General features: G+C 39.6%; 21 protein-coding genes. 19 read left to right on the top strand and 2 right to left on the bottom strand.

The window, feature by feature from the left end; all coding sequences use genetic code 11:
* Positions 1-82 precede the first annotated feature (82 nt).
* Positions 83-1,294, bottom strand: a complete 1,212-nt coding sequence (locus KQ486_RS05545; protein WP_216687024.1) for a nucleotidyltransferase — start codon at positions 1,292-1,294, stop codon at positions 83-85.
* A gap of 157 nt (positions 1,295-1,451) precedes the next feature.
* On the opposite strand from KQ486_RS05545, the gene KQ486_RS05540 reads away from it, so the two are divergent.
* The 4 genes from KQ486_RS05540 to KQ486_RS05525 all read left to right on the top strand — a co-directional run bounded on the left by KQ486_RS05540 (position 1,452) and on the right by KQ486_RS05525 (position 4,241).
* On the top strand, positions 1,452-2,006 hold the full coding sequence (locus tag KQ486_RS05540) for a YceD family protein (protein ID WP_144159677.1): 555 nt from the start codon (positions 1,452-1,454) through the stop codon (positions 2,004-2,006).
* 40 nt (positions 2,007-2,046) lie between these two features.
* Positions 2,047-2,220 carry a 50S ribosomal protein L32 gene (rpmF, locus tag KQ486_RS05535; protein WP_144159674.1) on the top strand — a complete coding sequence of 58 codons (174 nt, stop codon included), beginning with the start codon at positions 2,047-2,049 and terminating at the stop codon, positions 2,218-2,220.
* Positions 2,221-2,925: 705 nt separating this feature from the next.
* Positions 2,926-3,687 (top strand): enoyl-CoA hydratase/isomerase family protein, encoded by a 762-nt coding sequence (locus KQ486_RS05530; RefSeq protein WP_144159671.1) that lies wholly within the window; start codon positions 2,926-2,928, stop codon positions 3,685-3,687.
* Positions 3,688-3,773: 86 nt separating this feature from the next.
* A complete protein-coding gene (locus KQ486_RS05525) occupies positions 3,774-4,241 on the top strand; it encodes an RsfA family transcriptional regulator (RefSeq protein ID WP_144159668.1) in 468 nt (155 codons plus the stop codon).
* A gap of 152 nt (positions 4,242-4,393) precedes the next feature.
* On the opposite strand, the gene KQ486_RS05520 is transcribed toward KQ486_RS05525, so the two are convergent.
* Positions 4,394-4,873, bottom strand: a complete 480-nt coding sequence (locus tag KQ486_RS05520) for an N-acetyltransferase (protein ID WP_144159665.1) — start codon at positions 4,871-4,873, stop codon at positions 4,394-4,396.
* 138 nt (positions 4,874-5,011) lie between these two features.
* Here KQ486_RS05520 and KQ486_RS05515 point away from each other — a divergent pair, with 138 nt between their 5' ends.
* The 15 genes from KQ486_RS05515 to ftsZ all read left to right on the top strand — a co-directional run bounded on the left by KQ486_RS05515 (position 5,012) and on the right by ftsZ (position 25,538).
* The gene (locus KQ486_RS05515; protein ID WP_186278505.1) at positions 5,012-5,887 is read left to right on the top strand and encodes a ketopantoate reductase family protein; all 876 of its coding nucleotides are present in this window, start codon (positions 5,012-5,014) and stop codon (positions 5,885-5,887) included.
* Between the two features lie 759 nt (positions 5,888-6,646).
* The gene (gene bshC, locus KQ486_RS05510) at positions 6,647-8,269 is read left to right on the top strand and encodes a bacillithiol biosynthesis cysteine-adding enzyme BshC (protein WP_216687023.1); all 1,623 of its coding nucleotides are present in this window, start codon (positions 6,647-6,649) and stop codon (positions 8,267-8,269) included.
* Between the two features lie 185 nt (positions 8,270-8,454).
* Positions 8,455-8,886: a division/cell wall cluster transcriptional repressor MraZ gene (gene mraZ, locus KQ486_RS05505; RefSeq protein WP_144159656.1), complete on the top strand. Its 432-nt coding sequence runs from the start codon at positions 8,455-8,457 to the stop codon at positions 8,884-8,886.
* A gap of 17 nt (positions 8,887-8,903) precedes the next feature.
* Positions 8,904-9,878, top strand: a complete 975-nt coding sequence (gene rsmH / locus KQ486_RS05500) for a 16S rRNA (cytosine(1402)-N(4))-methyltransferase RsmH (RefSeq protein ID WP_216687022.1) — start codon at positions 8,904-8,906, stop codon at positions 9,876-9,878.
* A 4-nt stretch (positions 9,879-9,882) separates the two neighbouring features.
* Complete coding sequence (gene ftsL / locus KQ486_RS05495) at positions 9,883-10,257, top strand: cell division protein FtsL (RefSeq protein ID WP_216687021.1); 375 nt, start codon at positions 9,883-9,885, stop codon at positions 10,255-10,257.
* A 21-nt stretch (positions 10,258-10,278) separates the two neighbouring features.
* Positions 10,279-12,489: a PASTA domain-containing penicillin-binding protein gene (locus tag KQ486_RS05490; RefSeq protein WP_216687073.1), complete on the top strand. Its 2,211-nt coding sequence runs from the start codon at positions 10,279-10,281 to the stop codon at positions 12,487-12,489.
* 136 nt (positions 12,490-12,625) lie between these two features.
* Positions 12,626-14,545: a stage V sporulation protein D gene (locus KQ486_RS05485; protein WP_216687020.1), complete on the top strand. Its 1,920-nt coding sequence runs from the start codon at positions 12,626-12,628 to the stop codon at positions 14,543-14,545.
* Between the two features lie 728 nt (positions 14,546-15,273).
* Complete coding sequence (locus KQ486_RS05480; RefSeq protein WP_216687019.1) at positions 15,274-16,743, top strand: UDP-N-acetylmuramoyl-L-alanyl-D-glutamate--2,6-diaminopimelate ligase; 1,470 nt, start codon at positions 15,274-15,276, stop codon at positions 16,741-16,743.
* Between the two features lies 1 nt (position 16,744).
* Complete coding sequence (locus KQ486_RS05475; RefSeq protein WP_144159638.1) at positions 16,745-18,091, top strand: UDP-N-acetylmuramoyl-tripeptide--D-alanyl-D-alanine ligase; 1,347 nt, start codon at positions 16,745-16,747, stop codon at positions 18,089-18,091.
* Positions 18,092-18,123: 32 nt separating this feature from the next.
* A complete protein-coding gene (mraY, locus tag KQ486_RS05470) occupies positions 18,124-19,107 on the top strand; it encodes a phospho-N-acetylmuramoyl-pentapeptide-transferase (protein WP_144159635.1) in 984 nt (327 codons plus the stop codon).
* Positions 19,107-20,459 carry a UDP-N-acetylmuramoyl-L-alanine--D-glutamate ligase gene (gene murD / locus KQ486_RS05465; RefSeq protein WP_216687018.1) on the top strand — a complete coding sequence of 451 codons (1,353 nt, stop codon included), beginning with the start codon at positions 19,107-19,109 and terminating at the stop codon, positions 20,457-20,459. Before mraY ends, murD begins: the two co-directional genes overlap by 1 nt.
* A 92-nt stretch (positions 20,460-20,551) precedes the next feature.
* The gene (spoVE, locus tag KQ486_RS05460; RefSeq protein ID WP_216687017.1) at positions 20,552-21,667 is read left to right on the top strand and encodes a stage V sporulation protein E; all 1,116 of its coding nucleotides are present in this window, start codon (positions 20,552-20,554) and stop codon (positions 21,665-21,667) included.
* Between the two features lie 440 nt (positions 21,668-22,107).
* Positions 22,108-22,902 carry a cell division protein FtsQ/DivIB gene (locus KQ486_RS05455; protein WP_144159626.1) on the top strand — a complete coding sequence of 265 codons (795 nt, stop codon included), beginning with the start codon at positions 22,108-22,110 and terminating at the stop codon, positions 22,900-22,902.
* Positions 22,903-23,058: 156 nt separating this feature from the next.
* Entirely contained in the window at positions 23,059-24,351 is a 1,293-nt protein-coding gene (gene ftsA, locus KQ486_RS05450; protein ID WP_144159623.1) for a cell division protein FtsA, read from the top strand.
* Positions 24,352-24,413: 62 nt separating this feature from the next.
* Entirely contained in the window at positions 24,414-25,538 is a 1,125-nt protein-coding gene (gene ftsZ, locus KQ486_RS05445) for a cell division protein FtsZ (RefSeq protein WP_216687016.1), read from the top strand.
* The last annotated feature ends 82 nt before the right edge of the window (positions 25,539-25,620 follow it).

Genomic DNA, 25,620 nt, shown 5'->3' with positions numbered 1-25,620 from the left:
TTTTGCGTTTATCGGAAGCAAGGAATAAGTTTTTTGTGAAGCTACATGACGCTCGCTAATAAATTGATCTGGCGTTCTACAGTTAAAACAAAATCGGCCCCGTTAACTCTTGTTTTTTTAATTTCCGGGCTACTTCAGGTTCGATGATGGCGTAATAAGCATTTGTCGCCCGCTCTTCAATCGTCAAAAATTCATGATTCATTTGTTGTAAATTTGAGATTAAAGGAACAGTCATTTCTTTCTTCTGTTTATTGATAAAGGCCCTACCTTGCGCATTCATGCCAAGAATTCGTACGTATGGAACTTGATTGATTTCAGTAGCTTCCAGCATATCTGTTGCTTTAAGCTGGGTTAATAGGTGGACAAACATCCGTTGAAGGCGAGTGTATGTATAGCGTTTCGTCTTTAGATGTTCCAACCATTCATGAAAGCTGTTGACTTTACCAGCCGTCTCTTTCAGTCGATATTCGAGGCCTTCAATGACGCCATGAATCTGTTGCAGATCTTTAAGTGGTGTCACCTGAACGATGTATCGAAGCAATGTGAAATAACCTTCCCATTCATGCCAACGACCGGTTGTTTGCTGATAAGCTTTTAATTGTTTGACTGTCGACTCCGGCATCGCTTGCTTTGCATGAGCTGTCATTGAATGTTGGTTGAAAAGTTCTTTTCGAATACTTGTTGCACTTGCGATGGAATACTCGATCTTCTCATCGTGATACTGACTTTTTGTTCGAGTAACCGTTGTGGGTTCGATGTTAGCATTTAGTTCTTTAATGGCTTTCACGTAACTAAAGCCAAGAATATTATTTGGCTGACTCAAATCAAAAGTTTCAGAGGTTAAGTTCAACTTTCGGTAAGCTTCTCGGCTCGCCTGCGGAAATGAAGCTCCGCTCGTTAATGATTCTTTTAACGTTTTCTCAAAAAAAGTTTTTTCATTAGACCACTTCTCATAACCATTTAAAAATGGCTGTATATTGCCAGATTCACTCCCGAAACATATCTGATCTACACCTAGAGCATCCAATGTGGCTATTGCTCCTTTTGAAAAAAGGTCGGCGTATTGACAGGCAAAGACATATGGTAATTCAACAACTAAATCAACACCATTTGTTAAAGCTGCCTTTGTTCGGGAAAACTTATCATTAATTGCAGGTTCACCGCGCTGAAGAAAATTTCCGCTCATAACTGCAATTGTTGTGTCAGCATTTGTTTTACGGATGGATTGTTCCAAGTGATACGCATGCCCGTTATGAAAAGGGTTATATTCGACAATCAGTCCACAAGTACGCATATTCCTCGCCCTTTCTCAGTTCTTTACGTATAATTTAGAAGGAAATGGAGGAAAAAATCAAGGAAGGACAAAAATATTTATCCGCTGTTAAGAAAAAATATTGACAAAAGGTGTATTTCCTTTTAAAATTACTCTTGTTGCCTTGAGGTGATAAACAATGATTATACCGCTTCAAAAAATCAAAGCACATGAACCGTATATGTTCCAAGGTAGTCTGGACGTTTCTGAATTGGAAGAGATGAATAATGATATTCGTCGGATTTCTGATGTAAAAGTTGACGGAAAAGCTACATTGGTCGGTAAGGTTTATCAATTTGATTTGAACCTAAAAGGGACGATGATTTTACCTTGTGCGAGGACATTGGTCGATGTTAAATATCCTTTTTCGATCGATGCGACGGAGAATTTCACAAAAGTGGATTATGTGGCATCAGAAGAGGAAGAGATTTTCTTAGTTGATCAAGAAGTACTTGACTTAGAGCCTTATATCAAGGAAAATATTTTATTGGAAGTCCCTGTACGGGTATATAGTGATGAAGAACAGCTGAGTGAAGCCGAAGATGAAGGTGAAGGTTGGGAAATGCGAACCGAAGATACCCACATCGAACAGCAAGAAATCACTCACGAAGAAGATAACGGAGAAGATAAACCGGTAGATCCGCGTCTAGCTTCGTTACAGAAATTTTTTGATAAAGATCAAAACAACGAATGATGAAATGGGTTTGTTGATACATTAGAGGAGGTGTAGAATCATGGCAGTACCAAAAAGAAAAACTTCCAAAAAGGTGAAAAACCAACGTCGTACACATAAAAACCTACATGTGCCTGGTATGGTTGAATGCCCTAACTGTGGCGAAATGATGAAACCACACCACGTATGTAAAGAATGTGGACAATACAAAGGTGAAGAAGTTGTAGAAAAGTAAATCTACGATAAATGAGATGTCTCTTTTATAAGAGGCATCTTTTTTAACAGGACTAAGTATGTTGAATTAATTTCATAAGTTAGATCCCATCGTTGTTGGAGAAGTGCAAAACGTCGTTCCGAGAGTTTCGATGCCCTACCAAATCGCAATCAAAAGTTTGATTTTGGTTGAATAGAGAGCGTCTAAACACCCGAATCGGAAGCGAAAGTCTGATTTTGGTCGAATAGAGGGCGTCTAATCACCCGAATCGGAAGTGAAAGTCTGATTTCGGTTGAATAGAGAGCGTCTAAACACCCGAATCGGAAGCGAGAGTCTGATTTCGGTCGAATAGAGAGCGTCTAAACACCCGAATCGGAAGCGAAAGTCTGATTTCGGTCGAATAAAGAGCGTCTAATCACCCGGATTGGAAGCGAGAGTTTGATTTCGGTCGAATAGAGGGCGTCTAATCACCCGAATCGGAAGTGATAGCCAAGTTTCGGTCGAATAGATCGAGTATTAAGTAGGTTCTCAGCCGATCAAGTGTAAAATTAAAACGGGTACAAGGCTTTACGAAGAAGTCTCGATATCGAAGACCTGTTCAATTGAACGATCCCACTATCATTCGGTCGCTAATCGTGAGAATCACTGAACGTATGCTAACAAATATATTTGATTAATTGGCTTTTTTAAAATGTAGTCAATATTGTGCACAAGGGGGAATCCTTTATGGAAGAAGTGCTGAAATATAATCTTTATGATCATGGTCTTGCCGTCCTGACGATTAACCGACCAAATAAACGAAATGCGATTTCAAAAGAAGTTGTCTCCTTATTCGCTCAATACATAACTGAATTAGAAAATAATACTGACATAAAATTGCTTGTGATTACAGGTGAGGGACAACAAGCTTTTTGTGCAGGAGGCGACTTAAAAGATTTTCACGGTTACTTAAAAGCTGATGAAGCATTTGAGTTGTTGAAACCAATGCAAGAAGTTTTATATCGGATTGCCACACTTCCATTCCCGACGCTTGCATGGATGAATGGTTCTGCCCGAGGAGGCGGCTTGGAGATCGCATCAGCATGTGATTTTCGCTTTGCTACGGAGAATGGGGACTATGGATTTGTCCAAGGGAACCTCGGCATTGCTACAGGTTGGGGAGGGGGTTCTCTTCTATATAGACGAATCCATCCTCAACAGGCTCATTATTGGTTAATTGAATCAGGGATCAAAACGGTGAAGGAATTAAAAGAAGCTGGGTTTATTCAACAAGTTATACAGGAAAATATCGAACCTGATGCTGAAGAATTAACCATTTTTCTATCAAAAAGTGTGGACCAATTAAGACATTGGAAATCTCAATGGCTACATCACCATTCTATGGAAAAATTAAAGAATGAAATGGTTGAAGAAGTAGCAGGTTGCAGCAAACTTTGGGAAAGTGAAGCACATATCGAAGCTGTCAATCGATTTTTCTCGAAAAAGTAATCCTATAATTATTATATTTTTCGTCTATCTTCTCAAGCCTATGCATAAATATTTAATACAGTAGCTAGGTTAAGGGGGGAAGATGTGTGGTAACTCGCCAGGATTCTTGGACAAAAGATGAAGATTTATTGTTAGCCGAAACAGTCATTCGGTACATACGAGAGGGCAAAACACAGATGAAGGCTTTTCAAGAAGTCGCAAATAAACTCTCAAGGACACCTCAGGCATGTGGTTTTCGGTGGAATGCCAATATAAGGAAGCAATATAATAAAGCTATTACTTTGGCAAAAGAAGAGCGGAAAAATTTGAAAAGTGAACCTCCAGTCAGCAAGGCATTTTCAAAGCAGGTGAACGAATCGTCCGAAAAAATCGAATCATTCGATGAAGTAATCGATCAATTGGAACGATTAAAGGGAGAGTATTCACAGCGACCACATAAAAATGGCTCAGTTGACAAAAGGGTAGAAGAATTGACCAAGAAATTAGCTTTATATCATCAAGTCTTAGACGAAATATCCGAAAAGATCCAGTCATTAAAAGAACAAGAAGAATGATGAAAAAATAAGTGACATTGATCAAAAGGGTCAACAAGATACCGAAAAATCCGGAAATTGAAATCAATTCTTGTAGGACAACTAAGTGTTCAACACTCAGTTGTCTGCAGGAATGAAATCGGTTTCCGGATTGACTTGTTTTGAGACGTTATTTAATTAGGGTCAACTTGCTCTGAAACACCTTCTGGTAACCAAATATATGGATTTTCACCAAAATCACGGTCTACTTCATAGTGTGCTGGTTGAAAGCCCATTCTTTCCCAGAAATCGTGTGAATTCACTCGAGCATTCGTTTTAACAGGCAGATTAAAACTCTTGGCGTACTCCACTAATTCTTCGCCAAAACCTCTTCTACGATAGCCTTCTAATACTTCCAACTTCCATAACTCCAAGTAATCTTGTTTTGGTTCAAAATAATAATCATACTTCGCTTTAACTTTATACAAACTCATGCGTGCGACTAATGAATCACCGAAATAAATTCCATAGAACGGAGATTCACTATTATTTTCGATCATATCATGTTCAAGATCTTCCTTCATCGAAAGCTCTTGCATCCCGTACTGTTTAAACTTCTTGAATTCCTCAATCGTCCGGAAATTTATCAATAATCTTTCAACTTCTACCGACATAAGCTTGTTCCTCCTTTTGTTTCTCTTTATTATTATAGTATATTGGAGATTGAAATTAAATGAAATCGTTCACAATAAGTTGATAGAAAAAACAACTTACTTATATCTTACACTGAAATGAAAAGAGGGAACAATGGGATGAATATTGCCGTAATTGGAATGGGTGCTGTCGGTATGTTCGTGGCGCATCATTTAGCAAGGATCGGGTTGGATGTGACAGGTTATGTCCGGCGAGAAGAACAACGGATTGAATTGGAGAAGAATGGCATTCAATTGGATGGCGAGCGAATACATATTCCGGTTTACTCATATACCGATTTATCGGCTCAGCATGATTATCACATCATTGCGACAAAGAAAACAGCGAATGAAACCTTATATCCTTATTTTAAAAAACTGAATGCATCTAGCTATCTAGTATTTATCCAAAATGGAATAACGAATGCACAAGAACTAAGAAATCTACAAGCAAAAGTTTTTATTGGTGTTTTCGACCATGGTATTACCCGCTATGGAAATGATAAGATCCAGCAAAAAGGGGCTGGAAGACTATCTCTTGGAAGCTTGGGGGATGAACAAGAAGCATCGGTTAACAAATTTGTTACACAGATAGATGATCCGAAGTTTCCGGTATTTTTCGAAAAAAATATTCAAAGTAGGCAAGCAGAGAAGATGGTGATTAATTGTGTCATCAATCCGTTAACGGCATTATTCGAATGCTTTAACGGAGAAATTTTAAAGAATCCTTACTTGAAGCAACTAGCAAAAAAATTAAATGAGGAAGCTTGCCAAGCTTTAAATATACCAACAGAAGAAATGTGGCAAAGAACGTTAGCAATCTGTGAAAAAACAGCTCGGAATAAATCATCGATGCTAGCAGATATTCAGTCAGGTAAACGAACAGAAATAGACTATTTAAATGGCTATTTGGTTAACCATTTTCCAGGCAACGTACCGACCCATGAAACGATTACTTTATTAGTGAAAGCAAAGGAAATAATTCATAAGGATTAGCCAATAAGTGGTATGGAAAACGCCACTGTGTAAACTCTACTCTTTCCGATCCAATAACTAGTGGTAACGGAATGCAAGCCTGTTCATTCAGTCAAAGGACATACAATGGTACCGGTAATAAAAATGAGGGATGAAAATTGTAGAAGAGATATTTGAGTTACCATCATTGTGGTTGATTATGGCGTCTACAAATCCATCAATATCATTACAAACATAATTTGATGCAACTGACCGTGATTGAATATAATGAAAGGTGCTGTCTTAATTATGGCAGTTATCGCAGCATCATAGTCTGATATATTTTCTATAGGACTTTCTGGGATTATTTCTTGTCCGTGCGGGTGTATAGAAGGCTTCTATAGGACTTTCCGGCATCAATTCTTGTCCGTTCGGGGGTATAGAAGGCTCCTATAGGACATTTCGGTATCATTTCCAGTTCACTCGGGAGTATAGAAGGCTTCTATAGGACGTTTCGGTATCATTTTCAGCTCACTCGGGGGTATAGAGCGCTTCGATGACTACGAATTCAGTTGGTCATATGGCAAACCATCGATATAGGTAATGAGGTGGCCGATGCAAGAAAGCGGCATGGACGACTTGGCGACTTGCTTTGTCCTGGCTGTCATTGCATACATATATTTCACCAGTTATACACTATTCCTCAGCGTCACTAAACAGATTTAATGAAAGTCATTGGGTTTTTCGATAAAATAACAGCTAGGTATTGAACGAGTAAAGTAATAAAGGCAGGGTTATAGGATGCAGACAATTCCAATTCAGTTACAACCATCACAATTGTTACAGGATTATCGAGATCGCAAGGAATCGATCTTTACGCAATTTGAATATGATCCGTACCAGATTCGGAGTTATAAAAATCGGTTATCTCAGATCCAGCAAGGCGAATATCAACGCGAAGAGCTGGCGAAAGTATTGTTGGAACAAAATCAAAAATGGGGAGCGGGCCCTGCTGTTGAAAAAAATATTGAAGCGTTAAAAAATCCAGCCTCATCGGTCGTCATTGGCGGACAGCAGGCGGGACTTTTGACGGGTCCACTCTATACCATTCATAAAATAGTTTCTATCCTTGTCCATGCAAAAGAGCAAGAAGAACACTTGCAGCAACCTGTCATTCCGGTTTTTTGGATTGCAGGTGAAGACCATGATTTTGAAGAGATCAATCATGTTTATATTCATAAAAATGCTAGTCGATTGAAAAAGATTGCTATTGACGATGAGTTAGAATCCAAGAAATCTATCTCCTCAAGAGTGTTGCCGAAGCAAGAAACGGCTACATTTTTGAAAGATATATTTTCTACATTCCAGGAAACCGAACATACAAAGAAAATATACCAGAAACTCCAAGAAGCTGCGGACCAAAGTGAAACATATGTGGATTTTTTTGGAACTCTTATTCATCAAATGTTCCAAGAAGAAGGCTTAGTATTGGTTGATTCAGACGATCCTAATTTAAGAAAGCTGGAATTAGCTTATTTTGTGCGGATGATTGAGGAACAACCAAACATTGCTAAAGCTGTCGTTAAGGACTTACAACTTCAAGAAGAAAAAGGATATACGATTTCAGTTGATGCTGCGAGTGACGATGGTCATCTGTTTTATCATATCGACGGTGAGAGGCAGTTACTCATAAAAGAAGACGATCAATGGAAGACGAAGGATGGAAAGGTTTCTCTACAAACAGAAGAGCTTCTAACGATTGCAAAAAATGAGCCAGAGCGATTGAGCAATAACGTCATCACACGTCCGCTCATGCAAGAGATGGTTTTCCCTGTATTGGCTTTTCATGCAGGACCTGGCGAGTTGGCCTATTGGTCAATTTTGAAAAATGCCTTTCGATGTTTGAATTTGACGTTGCCAATCGTCATGCCTCGACTATCGATCACACTTCTCCAATCCAATCATCAATCATGGATGGATGAGATGGATATATCAGTCGAGTCATTAATTCAATCGGGTATTTATACGCAAAAGATGAACTGGTTGAAGCGGCAGACAAAACTGCCGATTGAAGAAACATTCCAAGAAGTTCAGAAACAAATAGAGACGATTCATCAATCCGTGCAAGAAATCGCAGAATCGATCAGCTCTGATATGGAAGGCCTTTCGAGTAAGAATCTTGAAAAAATCCAAAAAGAATTAGCTTTTGTTGAGAAGCGGTTCATCAGAAGTGTTGAAAAAAACCATCAACTGCGAATGAACAGGTATGACACGTTAGATACGTATTACCATCCGGATGGTGGGTTACAAGAACGGAAGTGGAATATGATTCATTGGATCAACCAATATGGGTTGGACTTGCCATCGAGATTGGCTACACTTCCACCAAAATGGGAAGTGGACCACCTATTGGTAGAGCTGTAACCACTCATCTACCACCACTCACCACTTTTTAATTAAATCAGAAAAAAGCTATATATATTAAGGTTTATAGCATGTTTAGTCGACTGGCTAAACATGCTTTTTTTATGTTTATATAAATTTTTATTAAAAAAGTGGTTGAAAGTGGTGGATTGTGGTAAACTATAAAAAAAGGTGGGGCGAAGTCTATGTTTATGGGTGAGTTTCAACATAATATTGATACAAAAGGCCGGATCATTATTCCATCTAAATTCAGAGATGGCTTAGGCCAGTCATTTGTGCTCACTCGTGGAATAGATCATTGTTTATTCGCCTACCCAATGGATGAATGGAAAGTCCTCGAAGAAAAACTGAAAAAGTTACCAGTTACTAAGAAGGATGCACGTGCATTTACACGTTTTTTCTTCTCTGGTGCTGTTGAATGTGAAATCGATAAGCAAGGTAGAATCAATGTTCCATCCCCCCTCCGGAAATATGCCAATCTGGATAAAGAATGTATCGTAATCGGCGTTTCAAACCGAATCGAATTATGGGCACGCGATGCTTGGACAGACTATGTAGAAGAATCAGAAGAATCGTTTGCTGAAATCGCAGAAAATATGATGGATTTCGATATTTAATGGTGGAGGGTGAAGAGATGTTTGAACACTTTAGTGTATTGAACCAAGAAACAATTGAAGGACTGTCTATTCAACCGAATGGCACCTATGTAGACTGCACACTTGGAGGTGCAGGACATTCAAAGAAAATTATTGAAAAATTGACAGAAAAAGGCCACCTGGTTGCTTTTGATCAGGATGAAACGGCTATTGAACATGCTAGAGAATTATTATCCGAATACGAGAATCAAGTTACATTCATCCACCGAAACTTCTCACAGTTAGAAGAAGCATTGGATGAGTTGGACATTAGCGAAGTTGAAGGGATTGTCTTTGATTTAGGCGTTTCCTCACCGCAGCTCGACCAAATCGAAAGAGGATTTAGTTATCATAATGATGCGCCACTGGATATGCGGATGAATCAGACCCAGAAATTAAGCGCATATGAAGTTGTCAATCATTGGACGTATGAGCAGCTCGTTAAATCCTTTTTTAGATATGGAGAAGAGAAATTTTCTAAACAAATCGCAAGGAATATTGAGCGTAAAAGAGAAGAAAAGCCGATTGAGACGACGCTCGAATTAGTGGAAATTATTAAAGAAGCTATTCCCGCACCTGCAAGAAGAAAGGGTGGGCATCCAGCCAAACGAATCTTCCAAGCAATCCGAATTGCTGTGAATGATGAATTGAATGTCTTTGAAGAAGCTCTACATCAAGCGGCAAGAAAAGTGGCGATCGGCGGTAGGATTGCTGTGATCACCTTTCACTCATTGGAAGATAAGATTTGTAAGCAAGCAATGAAGAAATGGAGCACGCCAGAGGATGTTCCTAAAGAAATACCTTTATTGCCTGAAGAAATTCAACCACCCTTTAAGCTCATCAATAAGAAGCCGATTGTTCCAAACGAGAATGAATTGGATGAAAATCGCCGATCAAGGTCGGCCAAATTAAGAATTTGTGAAAAAGTCACGGAATGGGACGAAAAATACGCACTGAATGGAAAGGGGAAGTAAAAAAATGAGTGCTGAAAGACTGAGACAATATCAAACATTACCACACCGGAAGGACCAAACATCCCATCAAACGGAACATCATGCGGAACAAGCCAAAAAAACATTATTTACAAAAGGTGAAAAGTTTTTGTATACTTTAGGAATATTGGTAATAACTTGTTTCGCTATTTACATGGTTATGTTTTCTACATCAGTCAATTCATTGAACCGTGATATTCAGCAATTGGACAGTAATATTGAAACCATACAATCCCAAAACGTTTCCCTTCATGCAGAAGTTCAAGAACTGAGTAATCCAACAAGAATTTTGACCATCGCAGAAAAACATGGACTTGATATTAAAAACAGTAACGTGAAACAAGCCAATAATACCCCTTAAGGGAAGGGATCTTCGGTGAGAATGAAACAAAAAAACATCATGCTGATCTTACTGGTTAGCATATTTACATTAGGGTTTTTAATCATAATCGGCCGGTTTGTGTACATCCAAGTAGGAGGAGAAGTGCAATCGGTCGATTTAATTGATTATTCGAATAAGTATCGTCAGGTTGGTAAGGAATTGAGTTATGAAAGAGGGAAAATCCTTGATCGGACAGGTATGGTTCTGGCAGATAATCGGCCGACGTATAAACTTTATGCAATTGTTGATGAATCATATTCCGAAAATTCACCAACTCCTTTACACGTGAAAAACCCTTCAAAAACGGCTGAAAAATTAGCTGCGTTTTTGGAAAAAGATCCGAATGAAATTGAACAAACTATTACAAATGGCATTGAAAATGATCGATTCCAAGTGGAATTCGGCGTACAGGCAAATAATCTATCTGAGGCCAAAATGGAAGAAATAAAAGCGCTTGGATTACCTGGAATCAATTTCGAACAACAAATGCAACGGTATTATCCAAACGGTGCATTTGCTTCTCATATACTCGGATACACACGAGCAGAAAAGGGGAAACCAGTCGCTGAATTTGGCGTCGAACTAGAATGGGATGAATATTTACAAGGTGAAGCTGGCTCTGTTAGCTATAAGCGAGATAAATATGGGTATAAGTTATTGAACGCCGACGAAGTCGTTCAACCACCTGAAAATGGAGATCATGTGTACTTGACGATCGATCAAAAAATCCAAACCTTTTTGGAAGATGCAATGACAACGATTGAAAAAGAATATCAACCAGAACGCATGGTGGCTGCTGTTATGGACCCTAAAACAGGTGAAATGCTGGCCATGAGTAATCGGCCGACATTTAATCCAAACCAACCTGAAAATATTACCAATTGGTACAACGACGTCATATCCTACCCAATTCAGCCGGGTTCGACGATGAAAATGTTCACGGTCGCTGCAGCAATGGAAGAGGGCGTCTACAACGGAAATGAAACGTACCAATCTGGAAAATATCGTATCAACGAGAATCACCGATATATCCGTGACCATAATAACGTCGGTTGGGGTGAAATTACCTATGATGAAGGAATTCAACGCTCATCCAACGTCGCAGTGGCCAAATTATTATGGGAAAAAATCAAACCAGATACGTTTATGGAATATATCGAAGCTTTTCATTTAGACCGTATGACAGGGATAGACTTATCTGGAGAACGTCTTGGAAAGATGGTTTACCAGTATCCGATGGAGAAATTGACAATGGCCTATGGACAAGGATCTACTTTTACTCCTATTCAGATCATGAAAGGTGCTACAGCCATTGCGAACGATGGTAAGATGGTGAAGCCGTACGTCATTTCGAGTGTCGTTGACTCAGAAACAGAGGAAATTCTTCATGAAAAGAAAACGGAAATCGTAGGAGAACCCATTAGTGCTGAAACCTCAAAACAATTACGGGATTTATTCGAAACTGTCATTACCGGAGAACACGGAACAGGTAAAAGTTTTAAATTAGATGGTTACTCATCTTTAGGAAAGACAGGGACCTCTCAACTACCTGACCCTGAAACCGGTGGTTGGCTGACGGGACCTTCGAATTACCTGTTTTCATTTATGGGGATGGCGCCAAAAGATGATCCGGAATTATTGATGTTCGTCGCTGTCAAACAACCAAAACTTGATTATTCTTATGAAGGATCACGGACGACATCCTATATTTATAAAACGGTTATGGAAAACAGTTTGAATTACTTGAATGTACAACCAGACCAAGAAAGTTCTGACGAAATGGAACCGATCATACTCGATAATATTATAGGAGCATCAATAAAAGAGCTGGAAGCGTCCTATGAAGAAAAAGGTATCGAGGTAGTTCCTTTAGGTACAGGCGAAAAAGCTACAGATTCAAGACCAATAGAAGGAGATCGTTTATTTCCGAGTAATCGCTTGCTCGTTAAGACGGAAGGCGAGGCTCAAATGCCAAATCTGTCAGGTTGGCCTTTGCGTGATGTGCTTCACCTAAGTGAATTACTTGATTTAGAGCTTGAATTTGATGGAAGTGGTTTTGTTATCGAACAGAGTATAAAGCCCGGAACAAAACTTAATAAAGGTGATCGGTTGGTCATAGAATTACAAAGCAAACAACAACAATTCGAAAAACAACAAAGTGAATCAGAAAACGACGAACCATCCGATCAAAATTCAAGCGCTGATGAATGATCAAGTCAATAAATGAACGACCTGATTGTATGTTATTTTCATTATTCAAATTGATATTAAAAAAGACAATGGTTGGTCTAAAAAGACAAGCTTTCTCATAAATTAGGTACTACGCTAACTTCAGGAGGATTCAAGAATGAAGCATGTATCGATGTTAACGGTGAGAAGGCGATTGATCATTGTCTTTTTTTTATTGGCCGTTTATTTTTTGATTATGTTTGGAAGGCTCGCTTTTGTTCAACTGGTCTCAGGCGATGAGATTATGGAAAGTGCTGAAGATTTGTGGACAAGAGATATACCATTCCAAGCTGAACGTGGAGAGATTCTCGATCGAAATGGTGAGGTGTTAGTAGGTAATACTGTAGCACCAAGTCTTGCAGTGGTACCCAAACAAATTGAAGATCCGGAAAAAGTGGCAGACGAGTTAATGAGTATTATTTCCATTGACCGAGAGAAATTGATGGAACATTTAACAAACAACGTTTCTGTCGAGATGATTCACCCAGAAGGAAGAAAATTATCGAAAACGCAAGCAAATGAAGTTCGTAATTTAAACTTACCTGGCATCTACTTGGCTGAAGACTCAACGCGATTTTATCCGTATGGGACACAACTTTCACATGTACTCGGATTTACAGGGATTGATAACCAAGGGTTGGCAGGTCTTGAGGCAAGCTATGACGATCAGTTAAGTGGTGAAAATGGCGCGCTTTCATTTTTTTCTGATGCAAAAGGGGGAAGAATGAATGATCGATCGAATCGTTATACGGAGCCAGCGGATGGTAAAAAATTATCGTTAACCATTGATGCCGAAATACAGGCAATTGTGGAGCGCGAATTAGATCAAGCTGTGGCAACTTATAACCCCGATAGTGCATTAGCTATTGTTATGGATCCGCAAAATGGAGAAATTCTTTCGATGGCGACAAGACCCACTTATCATCCGAATCAATATCAGTCGGTTAGCCCAGAAGTATATAATCAAAATTTACCTGTATTCAATACCTTCGAACCGGGATCCACTTTCAAAATCATCACGTTGTCCGCAGCGCTGGAAGAAGGATTAATCGATTTGGATAAAGACACGTATTACGACCAAGGGTATGTAAAAGTGGATGGCGCTCGATTGCGATGTTGGCATAAAGGTGGGCATGGTGATCAAACCTACCTAGAAGTCGCAGAGAATTCCTGTAACCCTGGATTTGTTAACCTTGGACAAATGGTTGGCAAAGAACGTCTGTTTACGTATATTAAAGAGTATGGATTTGGAAAGAAAACCGGAATTGATTTGGAAGGTGAGAGCTCGGGTATTCTATTTAAGGAAGATCAAGTAGGGCCTGTCGAATTAGCCACGACATCTTTCGGTCAAGGTGTATCTGTTACGCCAATTCAGCAAATTACAGCTGTTGCTGCTGCGATCAATGGTGGATATTTATATGAACCTTATGTTGTGAAAGGTTTATATGACCCGAAGACAAATGAACCGGTTATGGAACGGGAACCTAAATTGAAAGAGCAAATTATTTCAAATGAAACTTCGAAGGAAGTAAGAAGGGCCTTAGAACACGTCGTCAGTAAGGGGACAGGTCGTGGAGCCTATGTAGAAGGTTTCCGAGTTGGAGGAAAAACAGGAACGGCACAGAAAGTTGGCGAAGATGGGAACTACTTAGAAAATAACCATATCGTTTCATTTATGGGTTTTGCACCAGCTGACAAGCCGGAAGTCTTAGTTTATGTTGCGATCGATAATCCAAAGGATACCGTTCAATTTGGGGGTGTCGTGGCCAGTCCAATTGCTGGAAGAATTATCGACGATGTTTTGAGTCATAAAAACACGGATAAACAACAAGGATTGGAAAAGGAGTATCAGTGGCCTGAATCCCCACCAGTAGAGGTTCCGAACTTAATCGGAGAAACAACGAACGATCTACAACAATACTTATCAAGCTTGGCTATTGACGTAAAGGGTGAAGGGGAAAAAGTCATTTCCCAATCACCGGAAAGCGGAACGAAGGTGAAACCTGGCTCAACAATCAGAGTTTTCATGGGAGAGTAATGATTTTTTAAGCTGAAAAAGAATCCTTCGACACGGAGCACTCCCTCCGTGTCGTTCACTCTTTGTGACGATCTACTTCTAAAGCTTGGAAAAGCATCTACAACCGACGTACATCAATATAAAGAGTCAAAGCTTATATAAAAGAATTATCCGCTTGAATAACGTTCATTATCGAACTGCTAAACGAGCTAAAATTCATTTCCAGTTTGATGACACTTACCATGCATTAATCATAGCAGCTGAGTGCATTCAGAAGAATACAGATAGCATGACTAAAGCTTTTTAAAAGACTTTGTTAAAGTCCGTTGTTGATGATTCAAAATTGGTCTCTCCACGTTTTATCAGCGGCTTCGCCCGTTTTATCGGCGGCTTCACACGATTTATCGACGGCTTCGCACGATTTATCGTCGGCTTCGCACGGTTTATCAACGGCTTCGCACGGTTTATCAACGGCTTCGCTCGTTTTATCGGCGGAAAGCTTTCACCCTAGGATGTGTGCGGTTTTAGCGGAAGTTCCTTTATTTTCTGGCCGCTGTAGTCGCCACCAATGCGATTCACAATACAACTACTCAGTGCTATATCAATTGAAAATCAAAACTAATCTTTAACAGAGCCTTTTAAAAAAAGAGTAATTATGGCATTGATTCACTTAGTAATCATCGTTTTATCAATTAAAGTTTGCTATAATAACCAATACAAAGATACGATTCGTAAGGTAGGAGATATGTATGCAGTTAAAGAAATTGATCGATCAATTGAAGATCAAAAAAATAGAGGGAGAGATATCTGATCAAACGATCACATCGATTGAGATGGACTCTCGCAAAGTGAGTAATCACTCACTTTTTGTTTGTATAGATGGTTTTACTGTCGATGGACATGATTATACGGATCAGGCAACTGAAAATGGAGCCGTGGCAATTATTGCTGAAAAACAAGTGAAAGCGAGCGTTCCTGTCATCCTAGTACCTGACACATCAAAAGCGATGGCCCAATTAGCTGATTATTTTTACGGACACCCTAGTAGCCAGCTGAATGTAATTGGTGTGACGGGGACAAACGGTAAAACAACATTGACATATTTGCTGGATGATATTTTCACGCTTTACGGTCATAAGACGGCTGTTATCGGAACAATCGATATGAAAATCGGAGACCAGCGTTACCCGGTTAAGAACACAACACCAGATGCTTTGTTCTTACATAAAAACTTCCGTAAGATGGTCGGTGAAAACGTCGATACGGTCATCATGGAAGTTTCTTCGCATGCACTGAGCATGGGACGTGTGCATGGGGTTGATATTAACACGGCTACCTATACGAATCTGACGCAGGATCATTTGGATTACCATTTGGATATGAATGACTATGCACATGCAAAATCACTGTTATTTTCACAATTAGGGAATCGATTTGATGAGCTGAAAACAGCCGTCATCAATATCGATGATCATTATGCCGGCATTATGGAACGAGCGTGTGCTCAACCGATTGTGACTTATGGATTAAGTGAAAAAGCATTTATCAGAGGAGATGCTCTGCAATTAGGCGCAGATTACAGTTCTTTCACTGTCAGTTCGCCATCATTTACAACAAGAATTGAAACGCAGCTCTCGGGAAAATTCAACGTTTATAATATGTTGGCTGCAATTGCTGTAGCTTATACGTATGATGTGCCGATCGAAACGATTAAAGAAGCGCTGCAGCAAACAAAAGGAGTACCAGGTCGTTTTGAATCAGTTTCCAATAATTATCCGGTCTCTGTCATTGTTGATTACGCACATACGCCTGATTCATTGGAAAATGTATTGCAATCGATCTCTGAAATTAAAACTAATCGAGTGTTCACTGTCGTTGGTAGTGGTGGCGATCGAGATCGAACAAAACGACCTAAAATGGCAGATGCAGCAATGAAATATAGTGATTATGTTATTTTTACGTCAGATAACCCACGGACTGAAGATCCACAAGCTATTTTGGATGACATGACAAGTCATTTACAAGAAGGTTCGTTTACCGTCATTGAGGGCAGAAAGGCTGCCATACAATATGCGATTGACCGGGCTGCGGATGATGATATCATTTTGATAGCCGGTAAAGGGCACGAGACATATCAAGAAATTAACGGCGTAAGAAATCACTTCGATGACCGTGAAGTCGCAAAAGAAATGATTGCCGAAAAGTACGAGGAGTCTTAGAATGGAAAAATTCACATTACAATTCGTCGCTGAGCTATTTGATCACCGACTAACAGAGCAACAGAAGAATATATCAATTCATCACATTTATACAGATAGTCGTCAATCAGTAGAAAATGGACTTTTCATCCCGATTGTCGGAGAAAGATTTGACGCACATGACTTCATTTCCGGAGCAATTGAGCGTGGGGCGGTGGCTGCTTTATGGTCACGTTCGGAACAACCAGAAGGCATACCGAAAAATTTTCCGCTGATTTATGTAGACGATACGTTGAAAGCATTACAAGAATTAGCGAAAGCATATCGTCAAGCGCTCGATCCAACCGTAATCGGTGTCACAGGATCAAACGGAAAAACAACGACAAAGGAACTGATTGCAGCTTGTTTAAGTGCCACATATAAAACAGCGAAAACAGAAGGAAATTTAAACAATCACATTGGACTTCCCTTAACGATTTTACGGATGGAAAGGGATGTCGAAGTATTAGTTGCAGAAATGGGAATGAGTGCATTCGGTGAGATTGAGTTATTGTCTTCCATTGGACAACCTGATCATGCAGTCATTACGAACATTGGTGAATCACATATTGAATTTCTAGGAAGTCGTGAAGGAATCGCAAAAGCCAAATTAGAGATAACGGCAGGCTTACGAAAACAAGGACAGTTAATCATTGATGGTGATGAACCATTGTTAACAACGAATGCCTACCCGAATAAAATTCGTTGTGGATTCACTGCTGAAAATGATTATCGCGTCGAAGCGTATGAGCAACTTCAGGAAGCATCCAGTGTGACGATCAATCAGACAACGTTTACGTTACCATTATTGGGGCAACATCAAGCGTTGAATGCGGCTTTTGCAATCGCGCTAGCTGAATTAATGGGGGTTCCAACTGACCAAGCAATCAATCAATTGGAATCTGTCGTTATGCCTGGAATGCGTTTTGAAAAAATAGAAACAAAGCAAGGCGCATTAGTGATTAATGATGCGTATAACGCTTCAGCCACATCAATGGTTGCATCGATTGATGTCGTCAAGCAAATGAACTACCAACGTAAGGTTGCCGTACTCGCGGATATTCTGGAATTGGGTGACTTTACAGAACAGGCGCATAATAAGGTTGGACAATCGATTGATGATCAGTTTGATGCTATTTTTACATTTGGGACGAGCAGCCGATTTATTTTGGAAGGATTACCTGAAACATTTTCAGGAAAGCAAAAACATTTTACGTCTAAGCAAGCATTAATCGAAGAATTGACCTCAGAGCTCGATGAAAATACAGTCGTACTATTGAAAGGCTCGAGGTCAATGAAACTAGAAGAAATAATTGAAGCACTACAATAAGAAAAACGCATCAATAGAAGGGGAAAAATGCTGTGAGTGTACTAACAATTATCTTAACAATCGCGATATCATTTTTAATTACGGTTTTGCTATCACCGATTATCATCCCTTTTTTGCGTCGATTAAAATTCGGCCAAAGTATACGGGAAGAAGGTCCAAAATCCCACCAAGCTAAATCAGGTACTCCGACGATGGGAGGCGTCATGATCATCGTATCGATTGTTTTGACAACCTTGATCATGATTGTGAAGGATGGAATGAGCGAGTTCACAAGTTCAACGTTCATCTTGCTTTTTGTTTTACTTGGGTATGGATTAATTGGGTTTTTGGATGATTTCATTAAAATTAAGAATAAAAGAAATCTAGGACTAACCTCGAAACAAAAAATGCTCGGTCAAATAATCATTGCCATAATTGTATTTATCATTCTTGACCGGCAAGGATATAACACGGAAGTTGCTTTACCAGGTACAGCGTTATCAATTGATTTCGGTTGGTTTTATGCCGTGTTTTTATTGTTAATGCTTGTAGGAGCATCTAATGCCGTGAACTTAACCGATGGATTGGATGGACTTGTTGCAGGGACTGCCTCTGTAGCATTCGCGGCCTTTGCTGTTATCGGTTGGTATCATCAAATGCCACCTGATTTGATCATTTTCACTCTAGCTGTTGTTGGTGCATTACTCGGATTCTTAGTTTTCAACAGCCATCCAGCAAAGGTTTTTATGGGAGATACGGGATCATTAGCATTCGGAGCTTCATTAGCCATGGTTGCCATCTTAATGAAACTTGAAATCTTGCTCGTTTTGATTGGTGGCGTATTCGTCATCGAGACGCTTTCTGTCATTATTCAAGTGATCTCTTTTAAAACAACTGGCAAACGTGTGTTTAAAATGAGTCCACTACATCATCACTATGAATTGATTGGTTGGTCAGAATGGAAGGTTGTTACAAGTTTTTGGCTTGTCGGTATTTTATGCGCGGCGCTAGGTATACTTATTGAGGTGGGGATCTGATGAAAACATTGACGAACTTCCCATATAGTAAAGTTTTGGTCTTAGGCTTGGCCAAAAGTGGTGAAGCAGCTGCACAGTTATTATATGATTCTGGCATTGACTTTAGAATCAACGATCAACTTCCGTTGGATGAAAATGAAACGGCAAAGCGATTCACTGAATTGGGTTGTGACGTGATAACTGGCGAACATCCACTGACTGTGTTGGATGATATCGATCTTGTCGTTAAAAATCCAGGAATACCTTATGATAATCCAATTATTCAAGAAGCTTCCGAGAGAAAGATTCCTGTGATCACTGAAGTTGAATTGTCGTATTTATTGGTGGATGGCCCGCTAATTGCAATTACCGGTTCGAATGGAAAAACAACGACTACGACATTGATTTATGAATTACTTCAGGCAGGCGGGCTCGATCCACTCATTGCAGGAAATATTGGTAGTGTTGCATCCGAAGTATTGCGAAAGCAACAAAGAGGCCAGCCTGTTGTGATGGAGTTGTCATCATTTCAATTAAAAGGTACGAAAACGTTCAAACCTAACTATGCAATCTTGCTGAATTTGACAGAAGCTCACTTAGACTATCACCATTCCATGGATGATTATATCGGTTCGAAATTAAAGTTATTTCAAAACCAAACGGACTCTGATGTTGCTATTTTGAATCGGCTTGATTCTTTGATTTCCGAACAGCATATCCCTGGAGATGGAGAGCGTTTCTATTTTTCCGTTAGTAATGATTCCGAAAACGACATTATAGTAACAGAAGATGATCAAATCCAATATCGTGGAAACAATTTGATGAGCAAGCACGAGGTCGGTCTACCAGGAGACCACAATCTCGAAAACATTTTAGCAAGCATTGCAATCGCCAAATCATTTCACATACCAGATGAGTTGATCATTGAGAAATTACGGACATTCACGGGCGTTAAGCATCGTCTGCAATTTGTAGATCGGATAAATGATCGGTTGTTTTATAATGATTCGAAAGCGACGAATATACAAGCTACGTCAAAAGCTGTCCGCTCATTTAAACAACCGGTAGTGCTAATTGCAGGAGGCTTGGACCGTGGTGGTGAATTTGATGAGTTATTCGATTCATTTACAAATGTTACGAATTGCGTTGTTTATGGCGAGTCCAAAGACAAACTGTACGAAGCAGGAAAAAGAAAAGGATTTAATCATATAACCATTACAGATAGCTTAATGGAAGCTACAAAAAAAGCATATGAATTGAGTGAACCCGGTGACATCCTTCTACTTTCCCCAGCCTGTGCCAGTTGGGACCAATTCCCATCATTTGAAGCACGCGGTGACATGTTCATTGAAACTGTGCATAAACTTAAGTAGGGGGCTTTGGACAAGGTAGTATATGTCTTTTGTTTCTTACCGGACTCATTGAGCCCCTGACTTCCGAATGACGAAGTAAGGGGATGTTTTTTATGGGTAAAAATCATACAGAAAAATCGATTGATCTCGTTTTGATGACGGCTATTCTGATCCTTCTGTTTGTGGGTGCAGTTATGGTTTACAGCTCTTCTTCCATTTGGGCGGGTTATCAATTCAATGATGAATTTTTTTATTTAAAAAGGCAGATTTTATTCATTGGATTTGGTTTGTTTGCGATTTGGTTTACGATGAAAGTATCTTATCATCATTGGTTACGATTTTCTTTGTGGATTTATTTGCTTTGTTTACTTTTATTGATTGCTGTGTTGATTCCTGGAGTAGGTCTTGTGCGCGGTGGAGCGCAAAGTTGGATCGGCGTAGGTGCATTCAGCATTCAACCGAGTGAATTTATGAAAATTGGCCTGATTATTCTGTATGCATCGTTACTTCCTAAAGTCCAAAAGAAATTAAAACATTTTACAAAAGGATTTCTGCCGATTTTATTGTTCATTGTGGTCCCTTTTGGCTTAATGATGTTGCAACCTGATTTAGGAACAGGTCTCGTTTTCATTTGTACCGGGATTTTCATGATTTTTATTTCCGGAGCTAAAATAAAGCACTTTGCGATTTTGGGAGGTGCTGGCATTGCGGGTTTCATCGGATTAATCGCTTCTGCGCCTTATCGGATGAGTCGTATTCATGCATTTTTGAATCCATGGGAAGACCCGTTAGGCGATGGTTTCCAAATCATTCAGTCATTATATGCCGTAGGACCTGGAGGATTAATGGGGCTTGGGTTCGGTAACTCGATGCAGAAGTATTTTTATTTACCAGAACCGCAAAACGACTTTATTTTTGCAATTATCGCTGAAGAGTTAGGATTGATTGGGTCAACCTTTATCCTCTTTCTATTCTTTGTGATTATCTGGCGTGGTGTGCTGATATCTTTACATACAGAGGACATATCTGGCTCGTTACTTGCCTTTGGTGTCACAACGATGATAGCGATACAGGTGATGATCAATATTAGCGTCGTCATCGGATTGATTCCAGTTACCGGAATCACTTTACCATTGTTAAGTTACGGGGGATCTTCATTGACCATCACATTATTTGCTTTAGGTATTTTATTGAATATTAGTAAATATGCTAAATTCCCCGTTCGTTGATTTGATATTGTCGTTTGAATAAGGCTGGGACAAAATCTTTAAAGTTGACTCAGATACGAACATTCTAATTTAGCGTGGCGGAAATAACCGCTTCGGAAATATACTGCGCTTTTCGCGGGCAGCTGTTGAGCCTCCTCGTGCTTCGCACTGCGGGGTCTCACCTAGGCTTTTGCTCCCGCAGAAGTCTCCGTATATTTCCTACGCTAAGTTAGATTGTTATTCGTGTTTCTGAATGTAAAACTTTGATTTGTCCCAGCCTCGTTTTTATGTCCAGATTTTAATGCTCGCAAATCGTCAAATTGTCAATTGTTATAAAACAGTAAACTTATCCCTCAAAGATTGGATAAAAATTGAGCAAAAAACCATATTTTAAGTCAATCAAACTATGCTATAATGAAAGAATAATAAATTTGAAATGTACTGTTTAGGAGAAGCATTTCATGACTGATAAAAAAATTGTTTCAATTGAAGATCGAATTCCGCAACTAAAAAAAGCGAGAAAACGAAAAGCAAACCGACGTTTTGTCATGTATTTAACCATGATTCTGTTGTTGGTTTTAGTGATTGTTTATATTCAATCCCCTTTGAGTTATGTAAAAAGCATAGATGTAAAAGGCAATCATCGCGTCGAAGAATCTGAAATCATTGCTATGAGTGAGATTTCGATGGATGAGAATTACTGGGGAGTTGAATTGGAGCAGGCAAAAGATCAAATTTTACAGCATCCAGAAATTAGCAGTGTAGAAATCGACCGAAAGTGGTATAACGGTTATGACATCACCATTAGTGAACTGGCACGAGTGGCCTATATACGTGAAGGTGATTATTATTATCCTATTTTGGAAGACGGAACCATGCTGAAGGACCAGCAATTAGACCAACCGCTAGGTGACGCGCCGTTATTACATGACTTTGAACGCCCAGAAATGTTAACATTATTAACAGAACAACTTAAAAAATTACCTGAATCTATTAATCAACTATTGTCAGAAATTTACTGGATCCCTAACGAGATCAACAACTACAAAATTTTAGTCTATACAGCGGATGGTCATGAAGTCATTGCCTCGATCCGTGATTTTTCAACAAAAATAAAGCTTTATCCTTCGATTGCCTCACAAATCCAACCGAATCAGGAAGGTGTCATTCATATCGATGTCGGTGCTTATTTTCAACCATATTCGAGTGAGGGTGAAGCAATCACACCAGAAAATCAAACGGAATCTGATCAATAAAGGAATACCTCTTCATTCTATAGATGTGGAATTTTGTTGAATTTGCAGGGATTTAAAGAAATCAATCGAATTAGTATGGAAGAAGTAAATGAATTATATTTGTTTTGCAAAGCAAATTTGAATAATGACGGATGAGCCTTACATGGAGGTGCAGGCATGAATCGCAGTAATGTATTAGTTAGTCTAGATATTGGTACATCAAAAGTAAAAGTAATCATTGGTGAAGTAACCAACGACGGTTTAAATGTCATTGGCGTAGGTACAGCCGAGTCCAATGGTATGAAAAAAGGAGCAATTGTTGATATTGACCAAACTGTCCACTCCATTCAAAATGCCGTTGAACAAGCTGAACGAATGATTGATATGGAAATAAAAAATGTAATCGTGTCGATAAATGGAAGCCATGTTCAATTGCAAAACTGCCATGGTGTCGTTGCTGTTTCGAGTGAGACAAGAGAAATTGGCGATGAAGATATTCGAAGAGTCATTGATGCATCCCAGGTAATCTCTATTCCTCCAGAAAGAGAGATTGTCGATGTATATCCACAACAGTTTGTTGTCGATGGCCAAGATGAAATCAAAGATCCACGCGGAATGATTGGTGTTCGTCTGGAAATGCATGGACTTCTTGTCACTTGCGGAAAAACGAACCTACATAACATTCTGAAGTGTGTAGAGCGAGCTGGTTTGGAAGTTGAAGATATTTGTTTACAACCTTTAGCAGCAGGTGAAGTCGCCCTCTCAAAAGATGAGAAAAATCTAGGTGTAGCTCTTGTGAACATCGGAGCTGGCAGTACTACTGTCTCTGTATTTTTGGAGGGTCAGATGATTGATACTTTGGTCGTTCCACTAGGTGGGGACAATATAACCAAGGACTTATCCATCGGGTTGAAAACAACAACCGAAGAAGCTGAAAACGTGAAAAAGGACTATGGACATGCTTATGTTCCAGAAGCCCAAAAAGATGTTACGTTCTCAGTCACAACCATTGGAAGTAATGAGAAAAAAGAATTCGATCAAGTGTTGATTACGGAGATTATTGAAGCCCGACTCGCCGAGATCTTTGATTTCGTCAGAAAAGAAATCCGACGTATGGGTTTGCTCGAATTACCTGGTGGGTATGTGATGACAGGTGGCGTCGTGAATATGCCTGGTGTAACGGATCTTGCCAGAGACATTTTCCGGACAAATGTCAGAACATCGATTCCTACTTACATAGGTGTTCGTGAACCACAATTCACTGTAGGTCTGGGAACCTTGCAATTCGCTCATCGAAATGCGAAAATACAAGGTAAAGTTTTTCAGGAAGGTATTGGAAATCTAAATCAAGCTGAGCCGGTTCCTTCCATTGAAAAACGAGAAAAACCTCGTCGAGAACAAAAGAATAAGCCAAAAAAAGAAGAAAAAGAACCGATTCTTAAAAAATTGCAAAATTATTTCTTTGATTAAGATAAAGCGTCTCCTACGATACAGAAAAAGTAAAAAGGGATAATGAATGGGAGGAACGAATCATGTTGGACTTTGAATCAAATAATGATCAATTAGCCACAATAAAAGTCATCGGTGTCGGTGGCGGTGGTAGTAATGCTGTTAATCGTATGATAGAAAATGGTGTACAAGGTGTCGAGTTTATCGCCGTTAACACAGATGCACAAGCTTTGAATTTATCAAAAGCGGAAACAAAACTACAGATTGGTGAAAAACTAACCCGCGGTCTTGGAGCAGGCGCGAATCCAGAAGTTGGTAAAAAGGCAGCTGAAGAAAGCAAAGAAGCTATTGAAGAAGTTCTTCAAGGAGCAGATATGGTTTTTGTCACTGCTGGAATGGGTGGCGGAACAGGTACTGGAGCGGCTGCTGTCATTGCACAAATTTCAAAGGAATTAGGTGCTTTGACCGTTGGCGTCGTGACACGTCCATTCTTATTCGAAGGTCGTAAACGCTCTGTCCAAGCAGGCAGTGGTGTAGATTCCTTAAAAGAAAATGTTGACACATTAATTGTCATTCCAAATGACCGGTTACTTGAACTCGTAGATAAAAACACACCGATGCTTGAAGCGTTTCGGGAAGCCGATAACGTTCTTCGACAGGGTGTCCAAGGCATCTCTGACTTGATTGCTGTACCAGGATTGATCAATGTGGATTTTGCAGACGTAAAAACGATTATGCAAGACAAAGGTTCTGCATTGATGGGAATTGGTATAGCAACAGGAGAGAGTCGTGCTGGCGAAGCTGCGAAAAAAGCTATTTCATCTCCATTATTGGAAACATCAATCGATGGTGCACACGGTATTTTAATGAACATTTCCGGTGGAACCAATTTAAGCTTGTTCGAAGTACAGGAAGCCGCTGAAATTGTTACTTCTGCAGCAGATCAAGAAGTGAACGTCATTTTCGGTTCCGTAATCAACGAAAACTTAAAAGATGAAATTGTTGTAACAGTTATCGCAACAGGGTTCGATGAAAGTACGCAAACAAGTGAGCAAAGACCGCACACCCAGCGACCAGCTACAGGTCCAGCTCCATCAGCAGCTCCTCAGCCACAGCGTAAACCTGAGCGTCCAACTGCACAACAACCAGCCTACGAAGAAGATACGTTGGATATTCCGACATTCTTGCGTAATCGTAACCGCGACTAAATTTATCGCTCTGTTAAAGTTCGTTGTTGTTATGGTGATTCGCTTACGGTGAACGCTTTTACCCAAAGGGCATAAGGGCGAC

It is taken from the genome of Allobacillus halotolerans, from assembly GCF_018967645.1.
Lineage (GTDB): Bacteria > Bacillota > Bacilli > Bacillales > Alkalibacillaceae > Allobacillus > Allobacillus halotolerans.
The sequence above is the reverse complement of the archived record's forward strand: the minus strand, read 5'-3'. Positions and strand labels throughout refer to the sequence as shown.